The following is a 17,184-nucleotide window of genomic DNA, read 5'->3' as shown; positions in this document are numbered from 1 at the left end:
GCCATTCTGCATGAATATGCATACGTATGCAAATTAATTCGATACTGGTTCAGCCCCGCAGCACCGCGCCGACCCGCTCGCCGGCCCGGTCCACCGCGCCCTGCCGCGCCGCGCTGGCCTCGTCCTCGGTGAGCGTGCGGTCGGGGGCGCGGAACCGCAGCGCGAACGCCAGCGACTTGTAGCCCTCGCCGACCTGCGGACCGGTGTAGACGTCGAACAGCGTGACGTCCTCGAGCAACTCCCCCGCCCCGGCGCGCACCGCGTCGGCCACCGCCTGCGCCGGGGTGTCGGCGGGCACCACCAGCGCGACGTCCTGGAACACCGCCGGGAACGGCGACACCCGCGGCGCAGGCAACGACTCCGCCACCGGGATCGCGTCCAGGCTCAGCTCGACCGCACAGGTGCCCGCGGGCAACCCGGCCCGCTCGATCACCGCCGGGTGCAGCTGACCGGCGTGGCCGACCACCCGGCCGTCGACCAGCACCTCGGCGCAGCGGCCGGGATGCCACGGCAGCAACTCACCGGAGCGCAGCTCCACTGCCACGCCGCAGGTCCGGGCGATGACGCGGACCGCGTCGAAGGCGTCGCCGGCCGCCACCGGGCGGCCGGGCCCCCACGGCCCGCGCGGCTCGCGCAGTCCGCACAACACCGCGCCGACGTGCAGCGGCTGGCGGGGCAGCGACTCGTCCAGCGCGGCCAGCTGGTCGGCGGTCGGCCGCCGGTCCACCGGCAGCGGGTCGATGCCGCGGGTGCGGTCGGTGGGTTGCACCACCTGCGCCAGCGCGTACAGCGCGACGTCGGTGACACCGCGGGCGACGTTGCGCGCCAGCGGCTCCAGCAGCCCGGGCAGCAGGGTGGTGGCCAGCTGCGGCCGGTCGGCCTCCAGCGGGTTGAGCACCGCGGTGGTGTGGCGCCGGGGATCGTCGGTGGCCAGCCCCCAGGTGTCGAAGACCCCGGCGGGCAGGAACGGGGTCGGCAGCACCTCGACGTAGCCGGACAGCGCCAGCGCCTTGCCGACCGCGCGCCGGCGCCGCTGCACCGGGCTCAGACCGCGCCCGGCCGGCGCGGTCGGCAACCGCGACGGGATCCGGTCGTAGCCCTCCAGGCGTAGGACCTCCTCGACCAGGTCCATCGGCTGGCCCAGGTCCGGTCGCCAGCTCGGCGGCGTCACGGTCAGCCCGCCGTCCGATGCGCTGACCGCGGCGCCGATCTGTTCCAGCCGCCGCCGGGTGGTGCCGGGGGCGTAGTCCAGTCCGGCGGTGCGGTCTGGCAGGTCGGCCGCGATCGTGATCGGCGGCTGCGACCAGTCGGTGCGCGGTGGGTCCCCGGTCCAGTCGGTGAGCGCCGGATCGACGGCGCCGCCGGCGATGTCGGCCAGCAGCCCGGCGGCCCGGTCGAGGGCGGCCACCGAGATCGCCGGGTCGACGCCGCGCTCGTAGCGACGGCTCGCCTCGCTGGTCAGATGCAGCCGCCGCTGGGTGCGGGAGACGGCCGCCGGATCCCACACCGCCGCCTCCAGCAGCACCTCGGTCGAATCCTCGGTCATCTCGGTCGCGCCCGCGCCCATCACCCCGCCGATGGCGGCGGTGGCGGCCTCGTCGACGATCAGCACATCGGCGGGGTCGAGGCGACGCTCGACGTCGTCGAGGGTCGTGACGGTCTCGCCGGGCCGGGCGAACCGGACCGCCAGCGGGCCGTCGACCCGGGCCCGGTCGTGGGCGTGCATCGGGTGGCCCAGCTCGAGCATCACGTAGTTGGTGATGTCCACCGCCGGGGACAGCGCGCGGATCCCGCACAGCAACAGCCGGCGCTGCAGCCACCACGGCGACACCGCGTCCGGGTCGATGCCGGTCACCGAGCGCAGCGCGAACCGGCGCACCCCGGTGCCGGGCTGCACACTCAGCGGCCAGCCGCTGCCGTCGGCGGGTAGTGGTTCGACCGCGGCCGGGTCGGCGAACTCCAGGTCGAAGGCGCAGGCGATCTCGCGGGCCAGGCCGCGCACCGACAGGCCGTAGCCGCGGTCCGGGGTGATCGCCAGGTCGAACACCACGTCGTCGAGGCCGAGCACCTCGGCGGCGTCGGCGCCCGGCTCGGCGGTTCCGGCCGGCAGCACCAGGATGCCGCCCGCGTCGGCGCCCAGGCCGAGCTCGGCGGTGGAGCAGATCATCCCGTCGGAGACCCGCCCGTAGGTCTTGCGGCTGGCGATGGTGAACCCGCCGGGCAGCGTGGTGCCGGGCAGGGCCGCGACCACCAGGTCGCCGACCGCGAAGTTCGTTGCGCCGCAGATGATGTCGCGGGGCTCGGGTTCGCCGACGTCGACGCGGCAGGCCCGGATCGGTTTCTTGAACTCGGTGAGCTCCTCGACCGCGGTGACCCGCCCGATCGTCAGCGGGCCGGTCACCGGACCGAGCCGGATCACGTCCTCGACCTCGTGGCCGATCCGGATGAGCGCGGCCTCCAGGTCGGCGGCGCCGACGTCCCAGCCCGGCGCGCCCGCCGCGACCGCCTCCCGCAGCCAGCTGTAGGGGACCCGCATCAGAGCCCCACCCCGAACGGCAGCGAGAACCGGACGTCGCCCTCGACCATGTCGCGCATGTCGGCGATCCCGTTGCGGAACTGCAGGGTGCGCTCCAGGCCCATCCCGAACGCGAAACCGGTGTACTCGCCGGGATCGATGCCCGCGGCGCGCAGCACGTTGGGGTGCACCATGCCGCAGCCGCCCCACTCGACCCAGCCCGCGCCGCCCTTGCGGTTGGCGAACCAGATGTCGACCTCGCCGGACGGCTCGGTGAACGGGAAGAAGTGCGGCCGGAACCGGGTGCGGGCGTCCGGGCCGAACTCGGCGCGCGCCAGCGCGTCGAGGGTGCCGCGCAGATGCGCCATCGTCAGCCCGCGGTCCACGGCCAGCCCCTCCACCTGGTGGAAGACCGGGGTGTGGGTGGCGTCGAGTTCGTCGGTGCGGAACGCCCGCCCCAGCGACAGCACATAGACCGGCAGGTCGCGGCCGAGCAGGGCCCGCATCTGCACCGGCGAGGTGTGGGTGCGCAGCACCTGCCGGGAGTTCTCCGGGGCGATGTGGAAGGTGTCCTGCATGCTGCGGGCCGGATGGTCGGTGAGGAAGTTCAGCGCGTCGAAGTTGAAGTGCTCGGCCTCGACCTCCGGGCCGTCGGCCAGTTCCCAGCCCATCGCGATGAAGGTGTCGGCGATGCGCTCGGACAGGATCGTGATCGGGTGCCGCGCCCCCACCGGCTGGCGGGTCGACGGCAGCGTGACATCGATGCGCTCGGCCACCAGCACCGCCGCGTCCCGTTCGGCGCGCAGCGCCGCCAGCCGCTCGTCGTAGTCCCGCTGCGCGGCGCCGCGGGCCTCGTTGACCCGACGGCCGGCGTCGGCGCGGTCGGCCTTGGGCAGCCCGGCCAGGGCGCGCCGGGCCAGCGCCAGCGGGGCTTGGTCGCCGAGGTGGCCGGTCTTGGCCCGGGCCAGCGCCTCCAGGTCGGTCGCCGCGGCGAAGGCGCGCCGCGCCGCCTCGACCGCTTCGGTCAGCGACCCGGGCGTCAGCAGCGCCGGATCGGCGGATTGGTCACCCACGCGGTCGGATTCTCCTTGCAGCAGCGGCCGGTACGCCGCACCTCGGCACGGTGTGACGCAAGTGCCGATCATAAGTGATCGGGTTTCGGCCGGGTCAGCCGCGCAGCGGCGGGCTCGCGGCGCGCGGGCGGCCGACCCGGCTGCCCAGCATCGCGCCGACCGTGCCCAGGCCCGCCGCGGCGGCCACCGTCGTCGCGGAGTGGGCCAGCACGACGAACGCGAACACCGCCGCCACCGCCAGCAGTGCCAGCCGGGTCGTCGTCCACCGGTCCGGGCGGGGCAGCCGGATGCCCATCAGCATCCCCAGGATCACCGCGGTGGCGTGCCCGACGTCGGTGAACTCACCGCCCAGCAGCGCGGCCACCGCCACCACCGGCAGCCACCAGCCGAGCCAGGCCGGCCGCCAGCGTGGCGCGACGGCGGGGGCGAGCGCCCCGAACACCGCCATCGCCCCGTAGCTCATCCCGACGTCGCTGGCCCGGGTCACCGACATCGGCAGCCAGCCGCGGTGGACCGCCACCGCCAGCCCGGCCGCCACGAGCAACGTCGCGACGACGTGCCCGGTGATGAAGGTGAGGATCAGCCGGCCGCCGTGCCAGCACAGTTCGGCCAGCGCCAGCAGGCAGACCAGCCCGGGCAGCCACACCGCGATCGGGGCGGCGTCGGTGATGAACGCGCTGTCGAACAAGGTGCCCAGCCGGCCGGCGCCCAGGTTGTGCAGGTTGGTGCTCGCGTCGTGGACGATGCGGTGACGGGTGTGCGGATCCAGGGCGACCAGGGCGGCCGCCACCGTGACCAGCGCCGCGGTGTAGCCCAGCGTGACCCGGATCCGGGACAGCCGGGACAGCAGCGCGGCGAACATCAGGTCCCACTATCCCCCGGCTCGGCGGCCTCCTCGCGGTCGTCGGCTGACGGTTTCCTGCGAGTCTGCAGCCGGTACATCGCCAGGTCGGGGGGCACGCCGGCGGTTTTGGCGCCGAACACCTGCCGACGCGCCCGCTTCGCGGTCACCCCGAGCCGCTCCAGTTCGACGGTCTCGATCTGGTCCAGGGTGGTGCCGGAGACGATGACGCCCCCGCGGGTGGCGCGTTCCATCACCCGGGCCGCGATGTTGACGTCGACGCCGAGCCAGTCGGAGGCCAGCCGCTGGGGCCGGCCGGTGTGGATGCCCACCCGCATGCGCGGGGTGTAGCCGTCGACGTCCACCGCGGTCAGCGCGGTCTGCGCGGCGAGCACCGCACGCACCGCCACCAGCGGCTGGCGGAACACCGCCATGGTGCCGTCGCCCATCCGTTTGACGATCCGGCCGCCGGCGTCGAGCAGCGGCGGCTCGATGGCCCGGGCCACCCGGCGCAGCAGGGTCAGGGTGGCGTCGTCGCCGGCCTCCAGCGACCAGGACGAGAAACCGACGAGGTCGGTGAAGACCAGGGTGACCTCGGCGTCGCGGGGGCGCCGGGACACCATCTCGGTGACCGCCTGCCAGACCTGCAGCGCTCCGAGTCCGACCTCGCGGGTCGCCGCGTCGCGGTCCCGCAGCAGTCGGTCGGCGGCACGGGCGGCCGCGCGCGGACCGCCGTCGCCGGCCGTGGACAGCGGATCGCCGAACTCCGGATCACCGGGCAGCGCGCGGCGGGCCCGGCGGATCAGCGCGATCACCTCGGGGCGGTGGTTGGTTCGGCGCAGCCAGCCCCCGGATCCGGACACCGGCGGCCGGTCCGCCGATTCAGCGGCCTCGAGTTCGCCGGACCCCTGGTCTGAGCGCTCGTGGTCCACCTGAGTCAGCGTAGGCGGGGCCGTCGGCGGCCGCCAAGGACCACAGCCGACGCCGGGAGTGGTGTCGGACACGCCGCCCCAACAATAGACAACGCGCATTGTCAGAAGTTACGGTGACAACGACCACAGCGTGTGAGGAGTCAGCGATGAACGCACCCATGACCACCACCAGCACCGGCGCCGGCGTGCAGCCCCTCGGCCCGGACTCCCTGACCTGGAAATACTTCGGTGACGTGCGCAGCGGCCTGATGGGCATGTGGATCGGCACCATCGAGAACATGTACCCGGGCCTGGGCGCCGGGGTCGAAGACCACTCCAGCCTGTGGCGCGAGCCGCTGCAGCGGGTGTTCCGCTCGGTGTACCCGATCATGGGCGTGGTCTACGACGGCGAACGGTCCCGGCAGACCGGCGAGGCGATCAAGAACTGGCACCGCGACATCAAGGGCGTCGACGGGCAGGGCCGGCGCTACCACGCGCTGGACCCCGAGACCTTTTACTGGGCGCACGCCACCTTCTTCATGATGGTGATCAAGCTCGCCGAGTACTTCGAGGGCGGGCTCACCGAGGCCGAGAAGCACCAGCTCTTCGACGAGCACGTGCAGTGGTACCGGATGTACGGGATGAGCATGCGGCCGGTGCCGGAGTCCTGGGAGGATTTCTGCCGCTACTGGGACCGGATCTGCCGGGAGGAACTGGAGCTGACCCCGGCGGCGGCCGGCATCCTGGACATGCGGATCCCCAAGCCGCGGTTCGTGTTGCTGCCCGACGCGGTCTGGGACCAGCTGTTCAAGCCGATGCTGGCCGGTCAGCGCTGGCTGACCGCGGGCCTCTTCGAACCCGAGGTGCGCGAGAAGGCCGGACTGCGCTGGAACGCCGGCGACGAGATCCTGCTGCGGTTGATCGGCAAGTTCCTGCAGATCTCGTTCCTGTTCGTCCCCGACGAGATCCGCCTGCACCCGCGGGCGCTGGCCGGCTACCGCCGCGCGCAGGGGCGCATCCCGGCCGACGCGCCCCTGGTCGAGGCGCCGTGGTTCACCGCTCCCCCGGCCGATCGCCGCGACACCGGCATGCACTACCTGCCGTCGCGCCGGCCCTGGCCGGCCCGGGTACTTATGGACAAGGCCGGATCGCTGGTGCACCACACGTTTTCGCTGGCCGGTGGGCTGGCCGGGACGCTCACCAGCGGTCCGGTTACGGAGCCTGCCCGGCCCGCGGTGGCCTGACCCGCGCGGCCCGCGCGCTGGCGTACAGGCAGATCGCCGCCGCGGCGGCGACGTTGAGGCTCTCCGCGTCACCCGCCATCGGGATCCGGACGCGGTGATCGGCCGCGGCGGCCACCTCCGGCGGCAGCCCGTGCGCCTCCGGACCGAACAGCCAGCCGGTCGGCCCGTCGAGCAGCGCCCCGGCGTCATCGAGGGAGGTCTCCCCGTCCAGCGTGGTGGCCAGCAGCCGCATCCCCCGCGCGCGCAGCGCCGACAGCGCCGCGGCGGTGTCCGGCTCGCTGATCACCGGCACCGCGAAGATGCTGCCCGCGGAGGCGCGCAGGCACTTCCCGTTGTAGGGGTCCACGGCGTGGCCGGCCAGGATCACCGCGTCGGCGCCCATCGCGTCGGCGAGCCGGATCAGGGTGCCGGCGTTGCCGGGTTCCGCCACGCCGACCGCGACCACCGCCAGCGCGGGCGCCGGGGGCAGGGCGGGCTGCGGCATCGCGCAGACCGCGACCAGTCCGGCCGGGGTCACCGTGTCCGACAGGCTCGCGGCCGCGCGGTCGGTGACCGGCTGGACCGCGACCCGCTGGTCCGTCAGCAGGTCGGCGTGCCGTTCGGCGGCCGCTGCGGTGGCGTACAGCTCACGGATCAGTCCGCGCCGTCCGGCCGCCTCGATGAGGTTGGGTCCTTCGGCGAGGAACCGGCCGCTGCGGGCCCGGGCGGCCGCGCGGTGCAGCTTGGCCGCCGCGACCACCCGGGTCGCGCGGTGACCGAGCAGCTGGCTCAGGCGGCCTCGCCGGACGGCGCGTTGACGTCGGCGGGCAGCGCGGCCCGGGCGACGTCGACCAGCGCGGTGAACGCCTGCGGGTCGCTGACCGCGATCTCCGCCAGGTTCTTCCGGTCGACCTCGACCCCGGCGGCCTTGAGGCCCTGGATGAGCCGGTTGTAGGTGATGTCGTTGGCCCGGGCGGCGGCGTTGATCCGGGAGATCCACAGCTTGCGGAATTCGCCCTTGCGGGCGCGCCGGTCACGGAAGGCGTAGTTCAGCGAGTGCAGCTGCTGTTCCTTGGCCTTGCGGTACAGCCGGGACCGCTGGCCGCGGTAGCCCTTCGAGGCCTTGAGGACGCTGCGGCGCTTCTTGTGGGCGTTGACCGCCCGCTTCACGCGTGCCATGAGTGTGTTCCTGTTCGTGTCGGTACGGGGTGGTGTCGGCGTGGACCGGTGGTCAGCCGTTCAGCATCTTGTTGACGCGGGCGGTGTCGGCGTCCGACACCGTGGTGCGGCCGTCGAGCCGGCGGGTGCGCTTGGAGGGTTTGTGCTCCAGCAGGTGGCGCCGGTTGGCCTTCTGGCGCACGATCTTGCCGGTTCCGGTGCGGCGGAAGCGCTTCGATGCGCCGCTGTGGGATTTCGCCTTGGGCATGGTTCCTCAGTTCTGCGGTCGGTTGGTCGGTGCGGTCATGACGGGGTGTCGTCGTCGGCGGGCGGACGCGCGGGTGCGCCGGCCTGCTCCGCGGCCCGGGCGCGGGTCTTCGCGCCGCGGTGCGGTGCCAGCACCATCGTCATGTTGCGGCCGTCCTGCTTCGCGGCCGTCTCGACGAAGCCGAAGTCGGCGACGTCGGCGCCGAGCCGCTGCAACAGGCGGTAGCCCAGTTCCGGGCGGGACTGCTCGCGCCCACGGAACATGATGGTCACCTTGACCTTCGACCCGGCCTCGAGGAAGCGGACCACGTGACCCTTCTTGGTCTCGTAGTCGTGCGGGTCGATCTTGGGGCGCAGCTTCTGCTCTTTGACGACGGTCTGCTGCTGGTTCTTGCGAGACTCGCGAGCCTTCTGCGCCGTCTCGTATTTGAACTTGCCGTAGTCCATGATCTTGCAGACCGGGGGTCTGGCGTTGGGGGCAACCTCAACGAGATCGAGATCGGCTTCCGCGGCGACACGCAGGGCGTCTTCGATGCGCACGATGCCCACCTGCTCCCCGCCGGGTCCGATCAGTCGGACTTCAGGAACGCGGATGCGCTCGTTGACGCGAGTCTCAGTGCTAATGGGCCCTCCCTTGGTAGTTGTCGGCTGGCGACCCAGCCGGCGAAATACCATCCCATCAGCAGAAAAGCCCTGCACGAAGCAGGGCCCAAAGCCGACCGATCGCGGCCCGAGGCCGCCTGCGCGCGCTGCGCAGCACCGGAACGATTGCCGGTGACCGGACCGTTGTGCCGCATGCGGCCAACGGTGGGAGTGGGACTCCACTTGCTGTCCCCGGCGTTCGCCGGGACGGTCGCACGTGTCAGTCTAGCAGGCATGGACGATGCCTTGCCCGACGCGAGCGGACCGGTCCGCGAACTCGCCGAGATCCCCGCGATCGAAGTGATCACCCGGGCGGCGGTGATGCTGATGAGCGCCGCCGCGGAGAAACTCGGCCTCGCGGCCGAGGATCCCGACGAAGCCCCGCAGCGCGACCTCGACGAGGCGCGCCGGCTGATCACCGCGCTGGCCGGGCTGGTCACCTCCAGCGCCGAATACCTCGGCGTGCACGCCGGGCCGCTGCGCGAGGGACTGCGCAGCCTGCAGCACGCGTTCCGGGAGGCCAGCGCCTACCCCGACGACCCGGGCCGCGGCCCCGGCGAGAACTACACCGGCTCGGTCGGCTGATCCGGTCGCGTCGGTGAGGATTCTGCCAGCTTGAGCGCCTATCCTGACCGGCTATGACGGTCACCGCGCCGCGCCGGCTGCACCAACCCGCCGGCCGTTTCGCGCGGGTCCCGACGGTGGCCGGTTGGGTCATCGGCGTCATCGCGACGCTGTCGCTGCTGGCCAGCGTCTCCCCGCTGGTGCGTTGGGTCATCGAGGTTCCCCGCGCCTTCGTCAACGACTTCCTGTTCAACTTCCCCGACACCAGCTTCGCCTGGTCGTTCGTGCTGGCGTTGCTGGCCGGCGCGCTGGCCGCCCGGAAACGCATCGCCTGGTGGGTGCTGACGCTGTACCTGGTCTGCGCGACCGTCTGGAACGTCCACGATCTGATCTGGCGCGACACCACCTGGCCCCGCTATCTCGGCGACGGGCTGGGCGTGGCCGTCCACCTGGCGGCGCTCGCGGTGCTGGTGGCGGCCTACGGCCAGTTCTGGGCCAAGGTCCGGCGCGGCGCCCTGCTCAAGGCCGCCGCGGTGGTGGTGGCGGGCCTGGCCATCGGCACCGCGGTGACCTGGGGGTTGCTGGAGCTGTACCCGGACACGCTGGTCCCCGAACACCGGCTGCTCTACGCGCTCAACCGGGTCAGCGGATTCTCGGTGGCGCCGGCCCACGTCTTCACCGGGCATCCGCACGTGGTGCTCAACGCCGCCGCCGGCCTCTTCGGCGCGCTGGCGTTGATCGCCGCCGCGATCGTGCTGTTCCAGTCCCAGCGCGCCGGCAACGCGCTCACCGCCGACGACGAGACCGCCATCCGCGGGCTGCTGGAGCGGTACGGCAAGAACGACTCGCTGGGCTACTTCGCCACCCGCCGGGACAAGGCGGTGGTGTTCGCCCCGAGCGGGCGCGCCGCGATCACCTACCGGGTGGAGGTCGGGGTCTGCCTGGCCAGTGGCGACCCGGTCGGCGATCCGCGGGCCTGGCCGCAGGCGATCGCGGCCTGGCTGCAGCTGTGCCGCGCCTACGGGTGGGCGCCGGGGGTGATGGGCGCGGGAGCCGCGGGCGCCCACGCCTACCGCGACGCCGGGCTCAGCGCCCTGGAACTCGGCGACGAAGCGATCCTGCACACCGCGGACTTCCGGCTCTCCGGCGCCGACATGCGCGGGGTGCGCCAGGCGGTCACCCGGGCCCGCCGCGGCGGACTCAGCGTGCGCATCCGCCGTCACCACGAACTGGCCCCCGCGGAGATGGCCGATGTGATCGCCCGGGCGGACCGGTGGCGCGACACCGACACCGAACGCGGCTTCTCGATGGCGCTGGGCCGGCTTGGCGACCCCGCCGACGGTGACTGCCTGCTGGTGGAGGCCGTCAACCGGGACGGCACGGTGGCCGCGCTGCTGTCGCTGGTGCCGTGGGGCACCACCGGGGTCTCCCTGGATGTGATGCGGCGGTCGCCGCACTCCCCCAACGGCACCATCGAGCTGATGGTCAGCGAGCTCGCGTTGCGCGGCGGCGAGATCGGCGTCGCCCGGATCTCGCTGAACTTCGCCATGTTCCGCGCCGCGTTCGAGCAGGGCGCCCAGCTCGGCGCCGGACCGGTCGCGCGGCTGTGGCGCGGCCTGCTGCGGTTCTTCTCTCGGTGGTGGCAGCTGGAGACGCTGTACCGCTCCAACATGAAATACCTGCCGCAGTGGGTGCCGCGCTACGCCTGCTATGCCGACGCCCGGATGATCCCGCGGGTCGGGGTGGCCTCGGTGATCGCCGAAGGCTTTCTCGTCCTGCCGTTCTCCCGGCGCAACCGGCACACCGGTCAGCACACCTCGGCGCCGGCGCAGACCGTGGCCGCCGGCCGGGACGAGCCGCCCGGCGGCGACGAACAGATCGACGCCCCGAACCGGCTGCCCGAGCAGGTGCGGGTGCGGCTGGCCAAGCTCGCCGCGCTGCGAACCGCGCAGATCGACCCGTACCCGGTGGGTAGCCCGCCGAGCACCACCGTCGCCGCCGCCCTGGCCGACGACGACGGCCGAACCGTCACGGTCTCCGGGCGGGTGCTGCGGATGCGCGACCACGGCGGCGTGCTCTTCGCACAGCTGCGGGACTGGTCCGGGGAGATCCAGCTGCTGCTGGCGGCCGACCGGCTCTCCCGCGACCGGATCGCCGAGTTCTCCACCACCGTCGACCTCGGCGACCTCATCGAGGTCAGCGGCGCACCGGGGTTCAGCCGCAACGGCACCCGCTCGCTGCTGACCACCGGCTGGCGGCTGCTCGGTAAATGCCTGCACCCGCTGCCGGACAAATGGCAGGGACTGACCGACCCGGAGGCCCGGGTGCGGCAGCGCTACCTCGACCTGGCGACCAACACCGACTCCCGGGCGCTGATCACCGCCCGCAGCCAGGTGCTGCGCGCGATCCGCGACACCCTGTACGCCAAGGGATTCCTCGAGGTGGAGACCCCGATCCTGCAGCAGGTGCACGGCGGCGCCAACGCCCGCCCCTTCGTCACCCACATCAACGCCTACAACCTGGATCTCTACCTGCGCATCGCCCCGGAGCTCTACCTCAAACGGCTCTGCGTCGGCGGGGTGGAGCGGGTGTTCGAGCTGGGCCGCGCCTTCCGCAACGAGGGGGTCGACTTCAGCCACAATCCGGAGTTCACTCTGTTGGAGGCCTACCAGGCGCACGCCGACTACCGAACCTGGATCGACGGTGCCCGCGAGCTCATCCAGAACGCCGCGCGCGCCACCCACGGCGAGTGTGTGGTGCTGCGGGCCGGGCCGGGCGGGCCGGAACCGGTCGACATCGGCGGGGACTGGCCGGTGCGCACCGTGCACGACGCGGTGTCGGCGGCGCTCGGCGAGGCGATCGACCCGGAGACGCCGCTGGCCGTCCTGCGCCGGCTCTGCGACGCGGCCGGGATCGGCTACCAGCGGCACTGGGACGCCGGCGCGGTGGTGCTCGAACTCTACGAGCACCTGGTCGAGGCCCGCACCGAGGCGCCCACCTTCTACACCGACTTCCCCACCTCGGTCTCGCCGCTGACCCGCCCGCACCGGTCCCGCCCCGGCGTCGCCGAGCGCTGGGACCTGGTCGCCTGGGGAGTGGAGCTGGGCACCGCCTACAGCGAGCTGACCGACCCGGTCGAACAGCGGCGCCGGCTGCAGCGGCAGTCGCTGCTGGCCGCCGGCGGTGACCCGGAGGCGATGGAACTCGACGAGGACTTCCTGCAGGCGATGGAGTACGCGATGCCGCCCACCGGCGGGCTGGGTATGGGCGTCGACCGGGTCGTCATGCTGATCACCGGCCGCAGCATCCGCGAGACGCTGCCGTTCCCGCTGGCCAAGCCGCGTTGATCGGCAGCGGGCACACCTCGCTGATGCACGGCTGGCTGCCGCTGACCGTGCAGGCGGTCGCAGCGACCGCGCTGCTGGCCGGGACCGGGTGGCGGACCCGGCGCTGGCGGTGGCGCCGGCTGCCGGCGGCCGCGCTGGCCGGTGCGCTCGCCGCCGCCGGGGTCTGGGGCTACCTGAGGGTGGCCGGGCTGGCCGAGGACCCGGCGCCGGCCGGGCTGTGGGTCTGGATCGCGCTGACCGTCGTGGCCGCCACCGTGGCGGTGGCCGGCTGGCCCGCTACCGCCTGGTGGCGGCGCGCGGCGGCGTTGCTCGCGATCCCGCTGTGCCTGCTCGCCGCGTTGCTGGCGCTGAACCGGTGGGTGGGCTACTTCCCCACCGTGCAGACGGCCTGGAACCAGTTGACCGCGGGGCCGCTGCCCGGCCAGACCGACCGGGCCACCGCGGAGGCGATGGCCGCCGCGGGCACCGTCCCGGCCGCCGGGGTGGTGGTGCCGGTGACGATCCCGGCCGACGCCTCGGGCTTCAAGCACCGCGGCGAACTGGTCTACCTGCCGCCGGCCTGGTTCAGCGCGCCGCGGCCCGCGCTGCCGGTGGTGATGATGATCGGCGGCGAGTTCAACACCCCGGCCGACTGGCTGCGCGCCGGCGACGCGATCGCCACCGTCGACGCGTTCGCCGCCGGGCACGACGGCAACGCCCCGGTGCTGGTGTTCGTCGACTCCGGCGGCTCGTTCAACACCGACACCGAGTGCGTCAACGGCCCGCGCGGCAACGCCGCCGACCACCTCACCGACGACGTGGTCCCGTTCCTGATCGACGAGTTCGCGGTGAGCGCCGACCGGGCGAACTGGGGCGTGGCCGGCTGGTCGATGGGCGGGACCTGCGCGCTGAACCTCACCGTGATGCACCCCGACCGGTTCCGCGCCTTCGTCGACATCGCCGGGGACCGCGGCCCCAACACCGGCACCCGCGAGCAGACCATCGACCGGCTGTTCGGCGGTGATGCCGAGGCGTGGGCGGCGTTCGACCCGGCCACCGTGATCACCCGGCACGGCCGCTACCGCGACGTGGCCGGCTGGTTCACCGTGCCCGGCGGCACCGCCGAGCAGACCCGGGCCGCCGAACAACTGTGCACCCTCGGCCGCGACCACGGCATCGACTGTGCGGTGGTGGTCCAACCCGGCCACCACGACTGGCCCTACGCGGCGCAGGCGTTCCGCACCGCGCTGCCCTGGTTGGCCGGAGTACTGGGCACCCCGGCCGTGCCCCGGATACCGTTGCCCGCATGGCCGCCGCGATGAACCGGATCGCCGTGCTGCGCCGGGCGGTGTTCGCCCGGCACGCCAACCCGTGGAGCGCCTGGAGCAGGTGGGCCACCACGCCGTTGATCGCGCTGCCGGTCTGGACCCGCAGCCGCCGTCACGCCGCGGCGGTCGCGGTGTGGTTCGCCGTCAACCCGGTGCTCTTCCCGCCGCCCGCCGACACCCGCGCCTGGTCGACGCGGGCGATGCTCGGTGAGGAGCGGTGGATCACCGAGCGGCCGCGCGACGGTGCGCTGCTCGTGTCGATGGCCGCCAGCGCGGCCACCGTGCTGGGGCTGGTCGCCGCACGGCGTCGCCGGCCGGTGGCGACCGCGGCCGCGCTGGCCGTGGCGATGGGGCTGACCATGGGCTACTGGCAGCTGATGGTGCGCTACCGGGACCGCGCGCTCAGGCGCTGACCTTGCGCCGCCGGGCCGGCCGCTTGGCCGCCGGCGCCGGCAGCACCTCGGTGAGGAAGCTCCCGGTGTAGCTCTGCGGGACCGCCGCGACCTGTTCCGGGGTGCCCTCGGCGACCACGGTGCCGCCCCCGGCACCGCCCTCCGGACCCATGTCGATGATCCAGTCCGCGGTCTTGATCACGTCCATGTTGTGTTCGATGACGATCACCGTGTTGCCCTTGTCGACCAGGCCGTTGATCACGCTCAGCAGTTTGCGGATGTCGTCGAAGTGCAGCCCGGTGGTGGGCTCGTCGAGGATGTACACGGTGCGCCCGGTGGACCGCTTCTGCAACTCGCTGGCCAGCTTCACCCGCTGCGCCTCCCCGCCGGACAGGGTCGGCGCGGGCTGGCCGAGGCGGACGTAGCCCAACCCCACCTCCACCAGCGTCTTCAGGTAGCGGTGGATGCTGGCGATCGGTTCGAAGAACCCGGCGGCCTCCTCGATCGACATGTCGAGCACCTCGGCGATCGTCTTGCCCTTGTAGTGCACCTCCAGGGTCTCCCGGTTGTAGCGGGCGCCCTGGCAGACCTCGCACGGCACGTACACGTCGGGCAGGAAGTTCATCTCGATCTTGAGGGTGCCGTCGCCGGTGCAGGCCTCGCAGCGCCCACCCTTGACGTTGAACGAGAACCGGCCCGGCTGGTAGCCGCGCACCTTGGCCTCGGTGGTGGCGGCGAACAGGGTGCGGATCTTGTCGAACACCCCGGTATAGGTGGCCGGGTTGGATCGCGGGGTCCGCCCGATCGGCGACTGGTCGACCCGCACCAGCTTGTCGACCTGGTCCAGGCCGGTGACCCGGGTGTGCCGGCCCGGCACCTGGCGGGCGGCGTTGAGCCGGTTGGCCAGCACCGCCGCCAGGATGTCGTTGACCAGCGTGGACTTGCCGGAGCCGGAGACCCCGGTGACCGCGGTGAGCACCCCGAGCGGGAACGCGACGTCGATGCCGCGCAGGTTGTGCTCCCGGGCGCCGACCACGGTGAGCCGGCGCCGCGGGTCGGTGGGCCGCCGCGTGGCGGGCACCTCGATGCGCTGAGCGCCGCTGAGGTAAGCGCCGGTGATCGAGGCGGTGTTGGCCAGCAGGTCCGGGTAGGTGCCGGAGTGCACGATCCGCCCGCCGTGCTCCCCGGCCGCCGGCCCGATGTCGACGATCCAGTCCGCCTGCGCGATCGTGTCCAGGTCGTGTTCGACGACGATCAGGGTGTTGCCCAGGTCGCGCAGCCGCACCAGGGTGTCGATGAGGCGGCGGTTGTCGCGCTGGTGCAACCCGATCGACGGCTCGTCGAGCACGTAGAGCACCCCGACCAGCCCGGAGCCGATCTGGGTGGCCAACCGGATGCGTTGCGCCTCGCCGCCGGACAGCGTCGCCGCCGCCCGCGACAGCGACAGGTACTCCAACCCGACGTCGAGCAGGAACCCCAGCCGGAACTGCACCTCGCGCAGCACCTGCCCGGCGATGGCCTGCTCGCGGCTGCCCAGCGTCAACGCGTTCAGGAACTCCGAGCAGTCGGCGATGGACAGCTCGGAGACCTCGGCGATGGACTTGGCGCCCAACTCCCCCGCGGTCAGCGTGACCGCCAGGATCTCGGGCTTGAGGCGGCTGCCGTCGCAGACCGGGCACGGGACGTCCCGCATGAAGCCCTCGTAGCGCTCCTTCATCAGCTCCGACTCGGTCTGGTCGATCTTGCGCTGCAGGAACGCCAGCACCCCCTCGAAGTCGGTGTAGTAGGAGCGGGTCCGCCCGTAGCGGTTGCGGTAGCGCACGTGGACCTGCTCGTCGCAGCCCTCCAGGATCGCCTTGCGTGCCTTGGCGGGCAGTTTGCGCCACGGGGTGTCCACGTCGAAGCCCATCGCCTCGCCCAGGCTGGCCATCATCCGGGTGAAGTACTTCGCGGTGTGCCCCATGGACCACGGGGCCACCGCCCCCTCGGCCAGCGTGCGGTCCGGGTCGGGCACCACGAGTTCGGGGTCCACCTCCTTGCGGATCCCCAGCCCGGCGCAGTCCGGACAGGCGCCGTAGGGCGAGTTGAACGAGAACGACCGGGGCTCGAGGTCGTCGACGGCCAGCGGGTGCCCGTTCGGGCAGGCCAGCTTCTCGGAGAACCGCTCCTCGCGGTGCGGGTCGTCCTCGTCGCGGTCGACGAAGTCGAGCACCACGATCCCGTCGGCCAGACCCAGCGCGGTCTCCACCGACTCGGTGAGCCGCTGCTTGGAGCTGGCCTTCACCGTGAGCCGGTCCACGACCACCTCGATGTCGTGTTTCTCCTGCTTCTTCAGCGTCGGCGGATCGGTCAGCGGGTGTACCACCCCGTCCACCCGGACCCGGCTGTAACCCTGGGTGTTGAGCTTCTCGAACAGGTCGACGAACTCGCCCTTGCGGGTGCGCACCACCGGCGCCAGCACCTGGAACCGCGCGCCCTCGGGCATGGCCAGCACCTGGTCGACGATCTGCTGGGGCGTCTGCCGGGCGATCCGCTCACCGCAGGTCGGGCAGTGCGGGGTGCCGGCGCGGGCGTAGAGCAGCCGCAGGTAGTCGTAGACCTCGGTGATCGTGCCCACCGTGGAGCGCGGGTTGCGGTTGGTGGACTTCTGATCGATGGACACCGCCGGGGACAGCCCCTCGATGAAGTCCACGTCCGGCTTGTCCATCTGGCCGAGGAACTGGCGCGCGTACGCCGACAGCGACTCCACGTAGCGGCGCTGCCCCTCGGCGAAGATGGTGTCGAACGCCAGCGACGATTTCCCGGACCCGGACAGGCCGGTGAACACGATCAACGCATCCCGCGGTAAGTCCAGGTCGACGCCGCGCAGGTTGTGCTCGCGGGCGCCCTTGATGATCAGCCGATCAGCCATTGGACCCATGTTATGCGGCATCTCCGACATCGC

The 17,184-nt window shown here is 72.7% G+C and carries 14 protein-coding genes; 5 read left to right on the top strand and 9 right to left on the bottom strand.

What is annotated here, in order from left to right:
- Nucleotides 1-49 precede the first annotated feature (49 nt).
- The 4 genes from pheT to AWC30_RS02985 form a co-directional block, all read right to left on the bottom strand.
- Nucleotides 50-2,536, bottom strand: a complete 2,487-nt coding sequence (gene pheT / locus AWC30_RS03000) for a phenylalanine--tRNA ligase subunit beta (RefSeq protein ID WP_085108546.1) — start codon at nt 2,534-2,536, stop codon at nt 50-52.
- Nucleotides 2,536-3,588, bottom strand: coding sequence for a phenylalanine--tRNA ligase subunit alpha (gene pheS, locus AWC30_RS02995; RefSeq protein WP_207568386.1), 1,053 nt, complete (start codon nt 3,586-3,588; stop codon nt 2,536-2,538). Before pheS ends, pheT begins: the two co-directional genes overlap by 1 nt.
- Before the next feature lie 94 nt (nt 3,589-3,682).
- Complete coding sequence (locus AWC30_RS02990; protein ID WP_085108542.1) at nt 3,683-4,450, bottom strand: rhomboid-like protein; 768 nt, start codon at nt 4,448-4,450, stop codon at nt 3,683-3,685.
- On the bottom strand, nt 4,450-5,460 hold the full coding sequence (locus AWC30_RS02985; protein WP_085108541.1) for an adenylate/guanylate cyclase domain-containing protein: 1,011 nt from the start codon (nt 5,458-5,460) through the stop codon (nt 4,450-4,452). Before AWC30_RS02985 ends, AWC30_RS02990 begins: the two co-directional genes overlap by 1 nt.
- Before the next feature lie 59 nt (nt 5,461-5,519).
- On the opposite strand from AWC30_RS02985, the gene AWC30_RS02980 reads away from it, so the two are divergent.
- Nucleotides 5,520-6,584 carry an oxygenase MpaB family protein gene (locus AWC30_RS02980; protein ID WP_207568388.1) on the top strand — a complete coding sequence of 355 codons (1,065 nt, stop codon included), beginning with the start codon at nt 5,520-5,522 and terminating at the stop codon, nt 6,582-6,584.
- On the opposite strand, the gene AWC30_RS02975 is transcribed toward AWC30_RS02980, so the two are convergent.
- From AWC30_RS02975 to infC, 4 genes are read right to left on the bottom strand one after another with little or no spacing between them, the layout of a single operon-like run.
- Nucleotides 6,553-7,347, bottom strand: a complete 795-nt coding sequence (locus tag AWC30_RS02975; RefSeq protein WP_085108671.1) for a TrmH family RNA methyltransferase — start codon at nt 7,345-7,347, stop codon at nt 6,553-6,555. The genes AWC30_RS02980 and AWC30_RS02975 overlap by 32 nt on opposite strands.
- A 5-nt stretch (nt 7,348-7,352) precedes the next feature.
- Nucleotides 7,353-7,742 (bottom strand): 50S ribosomal protein L20, encoded by a 390-nt coding sequence (gene rplT, locus AWC30_RS02970; RefSeq protein ID WP_085108537.1) that lies wholly within the window; start codon nt 7,740-7,742, stop codon nt 7,353-7,355.
- A gap of 52 nt (nt 7,743-7,794) precedes the next feature.
- Complete coding sequence (gene rpmI / locus AWC30_RS02965) at nt 7,795-7,989, bottom strand: 50S ribosomal protein L35 (RefSeq protein WP_085108535.1); 195 nt, start codon at nt 7,987-7,989, stop codon at nt 7,795-7,797.
- A gap of 35 nt (nt 7,990-8,024) precedes the next feature.
- Entirely contained in the window at nt 8,025-8,663 is a 639-nt protein-coding gene (infC, locus tag AWC30_RS02960; protein ID WP_085108533.1) for a translation initiation factor IF-3, read from the bottom strand.
- Between the two features lie 201 nt (nt 8,664-8,864).
- On the opposite strand from infC, the gene AWC30_RS02955 reads away from it, so the two are divergent.
- The 4 genes from AWC30_RS02955 to AWC30_RS17890 are packed head-to-tail and all read left to right on the top strand — an operon-like array spanning nt 8,865 to nt 14,261.
- Nucleotides 8,865-9,215 (top strand): DUF1844 domain-containing protein, encoded by a 351-nt coding sequence (locus tag AWC30_RS02955; RefSeq protein WP_085108531.1) that lies wholly within the window; start codon nt 8,865-8,867, stop codon nt 9,213-9,215.
- Nucleotides 9,216-9,268: 53 nt separating this feature from the next.
- Nucleotides 9,269-12,541 carry a bifunctional lysylphosphatidylglycerol synthetase/lysine--tRNA ligase LysX gene (gene lysX / locus AWC30_RS02950; protein ID WP_085108529.1) on the top strand — a complete coding sequence of 1,091 codons (3,273 nt, stop codon included), beginning with the start codon at nt 9,269-9,271 and terminating at the stop codon, nt 12,539-12,541.
- Nucleotides 12,542-12,564: 23 nt separating this feature from the next.
- Nucleotides 12,565-13,842, top strand: coding sequence for an alpha/beta hydrolase (locus tag AWC30_RS02945; RefSeq protein WP_085108667.1), 1,278 nt, complete (start codon nt 12,565-12,567; stop codon nt 13,840-13,842).
- Nucleotides 13,827-14,261: a DUF6653 family protein gene (locus AWC30_RS17890; RefSeq protein WP_337333762.1), complete on the top strand. Its 435-nt coding sequence runs from the start codon at nt 13,827-13,829 to the stop codon at nt 14,259-14,261. The genes AWC30_RS02945 and AWC30_RS17890 overlap by 16 nt, the downstream gene beginning before the upstream one ends.
- On the opposite strand, the gene uvrA is transcribed toward AWC30_RS17890, so the two are convergent.
- Entirely contained in the window at nt 14,251-17,151 is a 2,901-nt protein-coding gene (gene uvrA / locus AWC30_RS02935; RefSeq protein ID WP_085108527.1) for an excinuclease ABC subunit UvrA, read from the bottom strand. The genes AWC30_RS17890 and uvrA overlap by 11 nt on opposite strands.
- Nucleotides 17,152-17,184: the final 33 nt, after the last annotated feature.

It is taken from the genome of Mycolicibacillus trivialis (assembly GCF_002102395.1).
GTDB lineage: Bacteria > Actinomycetota > Actinomycetes > Mycobacteriales > Mycobacteriaceae > Mycobacterium > Mycobacterium triviale.
Note: the sequence above shows the minus strand (reverse complement) of the source record. Positions and strands in the feature narration are given on the sequence as shown.

Excerpts from the sequence above, each read along its gene's own strand:
- AWC30_RS02945 (WP_085108667.1), top strand. The coding sequence starts at position 12,565 with ATGCACGGCTGGCTGCCGCTGACCGTGCAGGCGGTCGCAGCGACCGCG.
- AWC30_RS02980 (WP_207568388.1), top strand. The coding sequence starts at position 5,520 with ATGACCACCACCAGCACCGGCGCCGGCGTGCAGCCCCTCGGCCCGGAC.
- AWC30_RS02985 (WP_085108541.1), bottom strand. The coding sequence starts at position 5,460 with ATGCGCGTTGTCTATTGTTGGGGCGGCGTGTCCGACACCACTCCCGGC.
- lysX (WP_085108529.1), top strand. The coding sequence starts at position 9,269 with ATGACGGTCACCGCGCCGCGCCGGCTGCACCAACCCGCCGGCCGTTTC.
- AWC30_RS02955 (WP_085108531.1), top strand. The coding sequence starts at position 8,865 with ATGGACGATGCCTTGCCCGACGCGAGCGGACCGGTCCGCGAACTCGCC.
- infC (WP_085108533.1), bottom strand. The coding sequence starts at position 8,663 with ATGGTATTTCGCCGGCTGGGTCGCCAGCCGACAACTACCAAGGGAGGG.
- rpmI (WP_085108535.1), bottom strand. The coding sequence starts at position 7,989 with ATGCCCAAGGCGAAATCCCACAGCGGCGCATCGAAGCGCTTCCGCCGC.
- pheT (WP_085108546.1), bottom strand. The coding sequence starts at position 2,536 with ATGCGGGTCCCCTACAGCTGGCTGCGGGAGGCGGTCGCGGCGGGCGCG.
- rplT (WP_085108537.1), bottom strand. The coding sequence starts at position 7,742 with ATGGCACGCGTGAAGCGGGCGGTCAACGCCCACAAGAAGCGCCGCAGC.
- AWC30_RS02990 (WP_085108542.1), bottom strand. The coding sequence starts at position 4,450 with ATGTTCGCCGCGCTGCTGTCCCGGCTGTCCCGGATCCGGGTCACGCTG.
- uvrA (WP_085108527.1), bottom strand. The coding sequence starts at position 17,151 with ATGGCTGATCGGCTGATCATCAAGGGCGCCCGCGAGCACAACCTGCGC.
- AWC30_RS17890 (WP_337333762.1), top strand. The coding sequence starts at position 13,827 with ATGGCCGCCGCGATGAACCGGATCGCCGTGCTGCGCCGGGCGGTGTTC.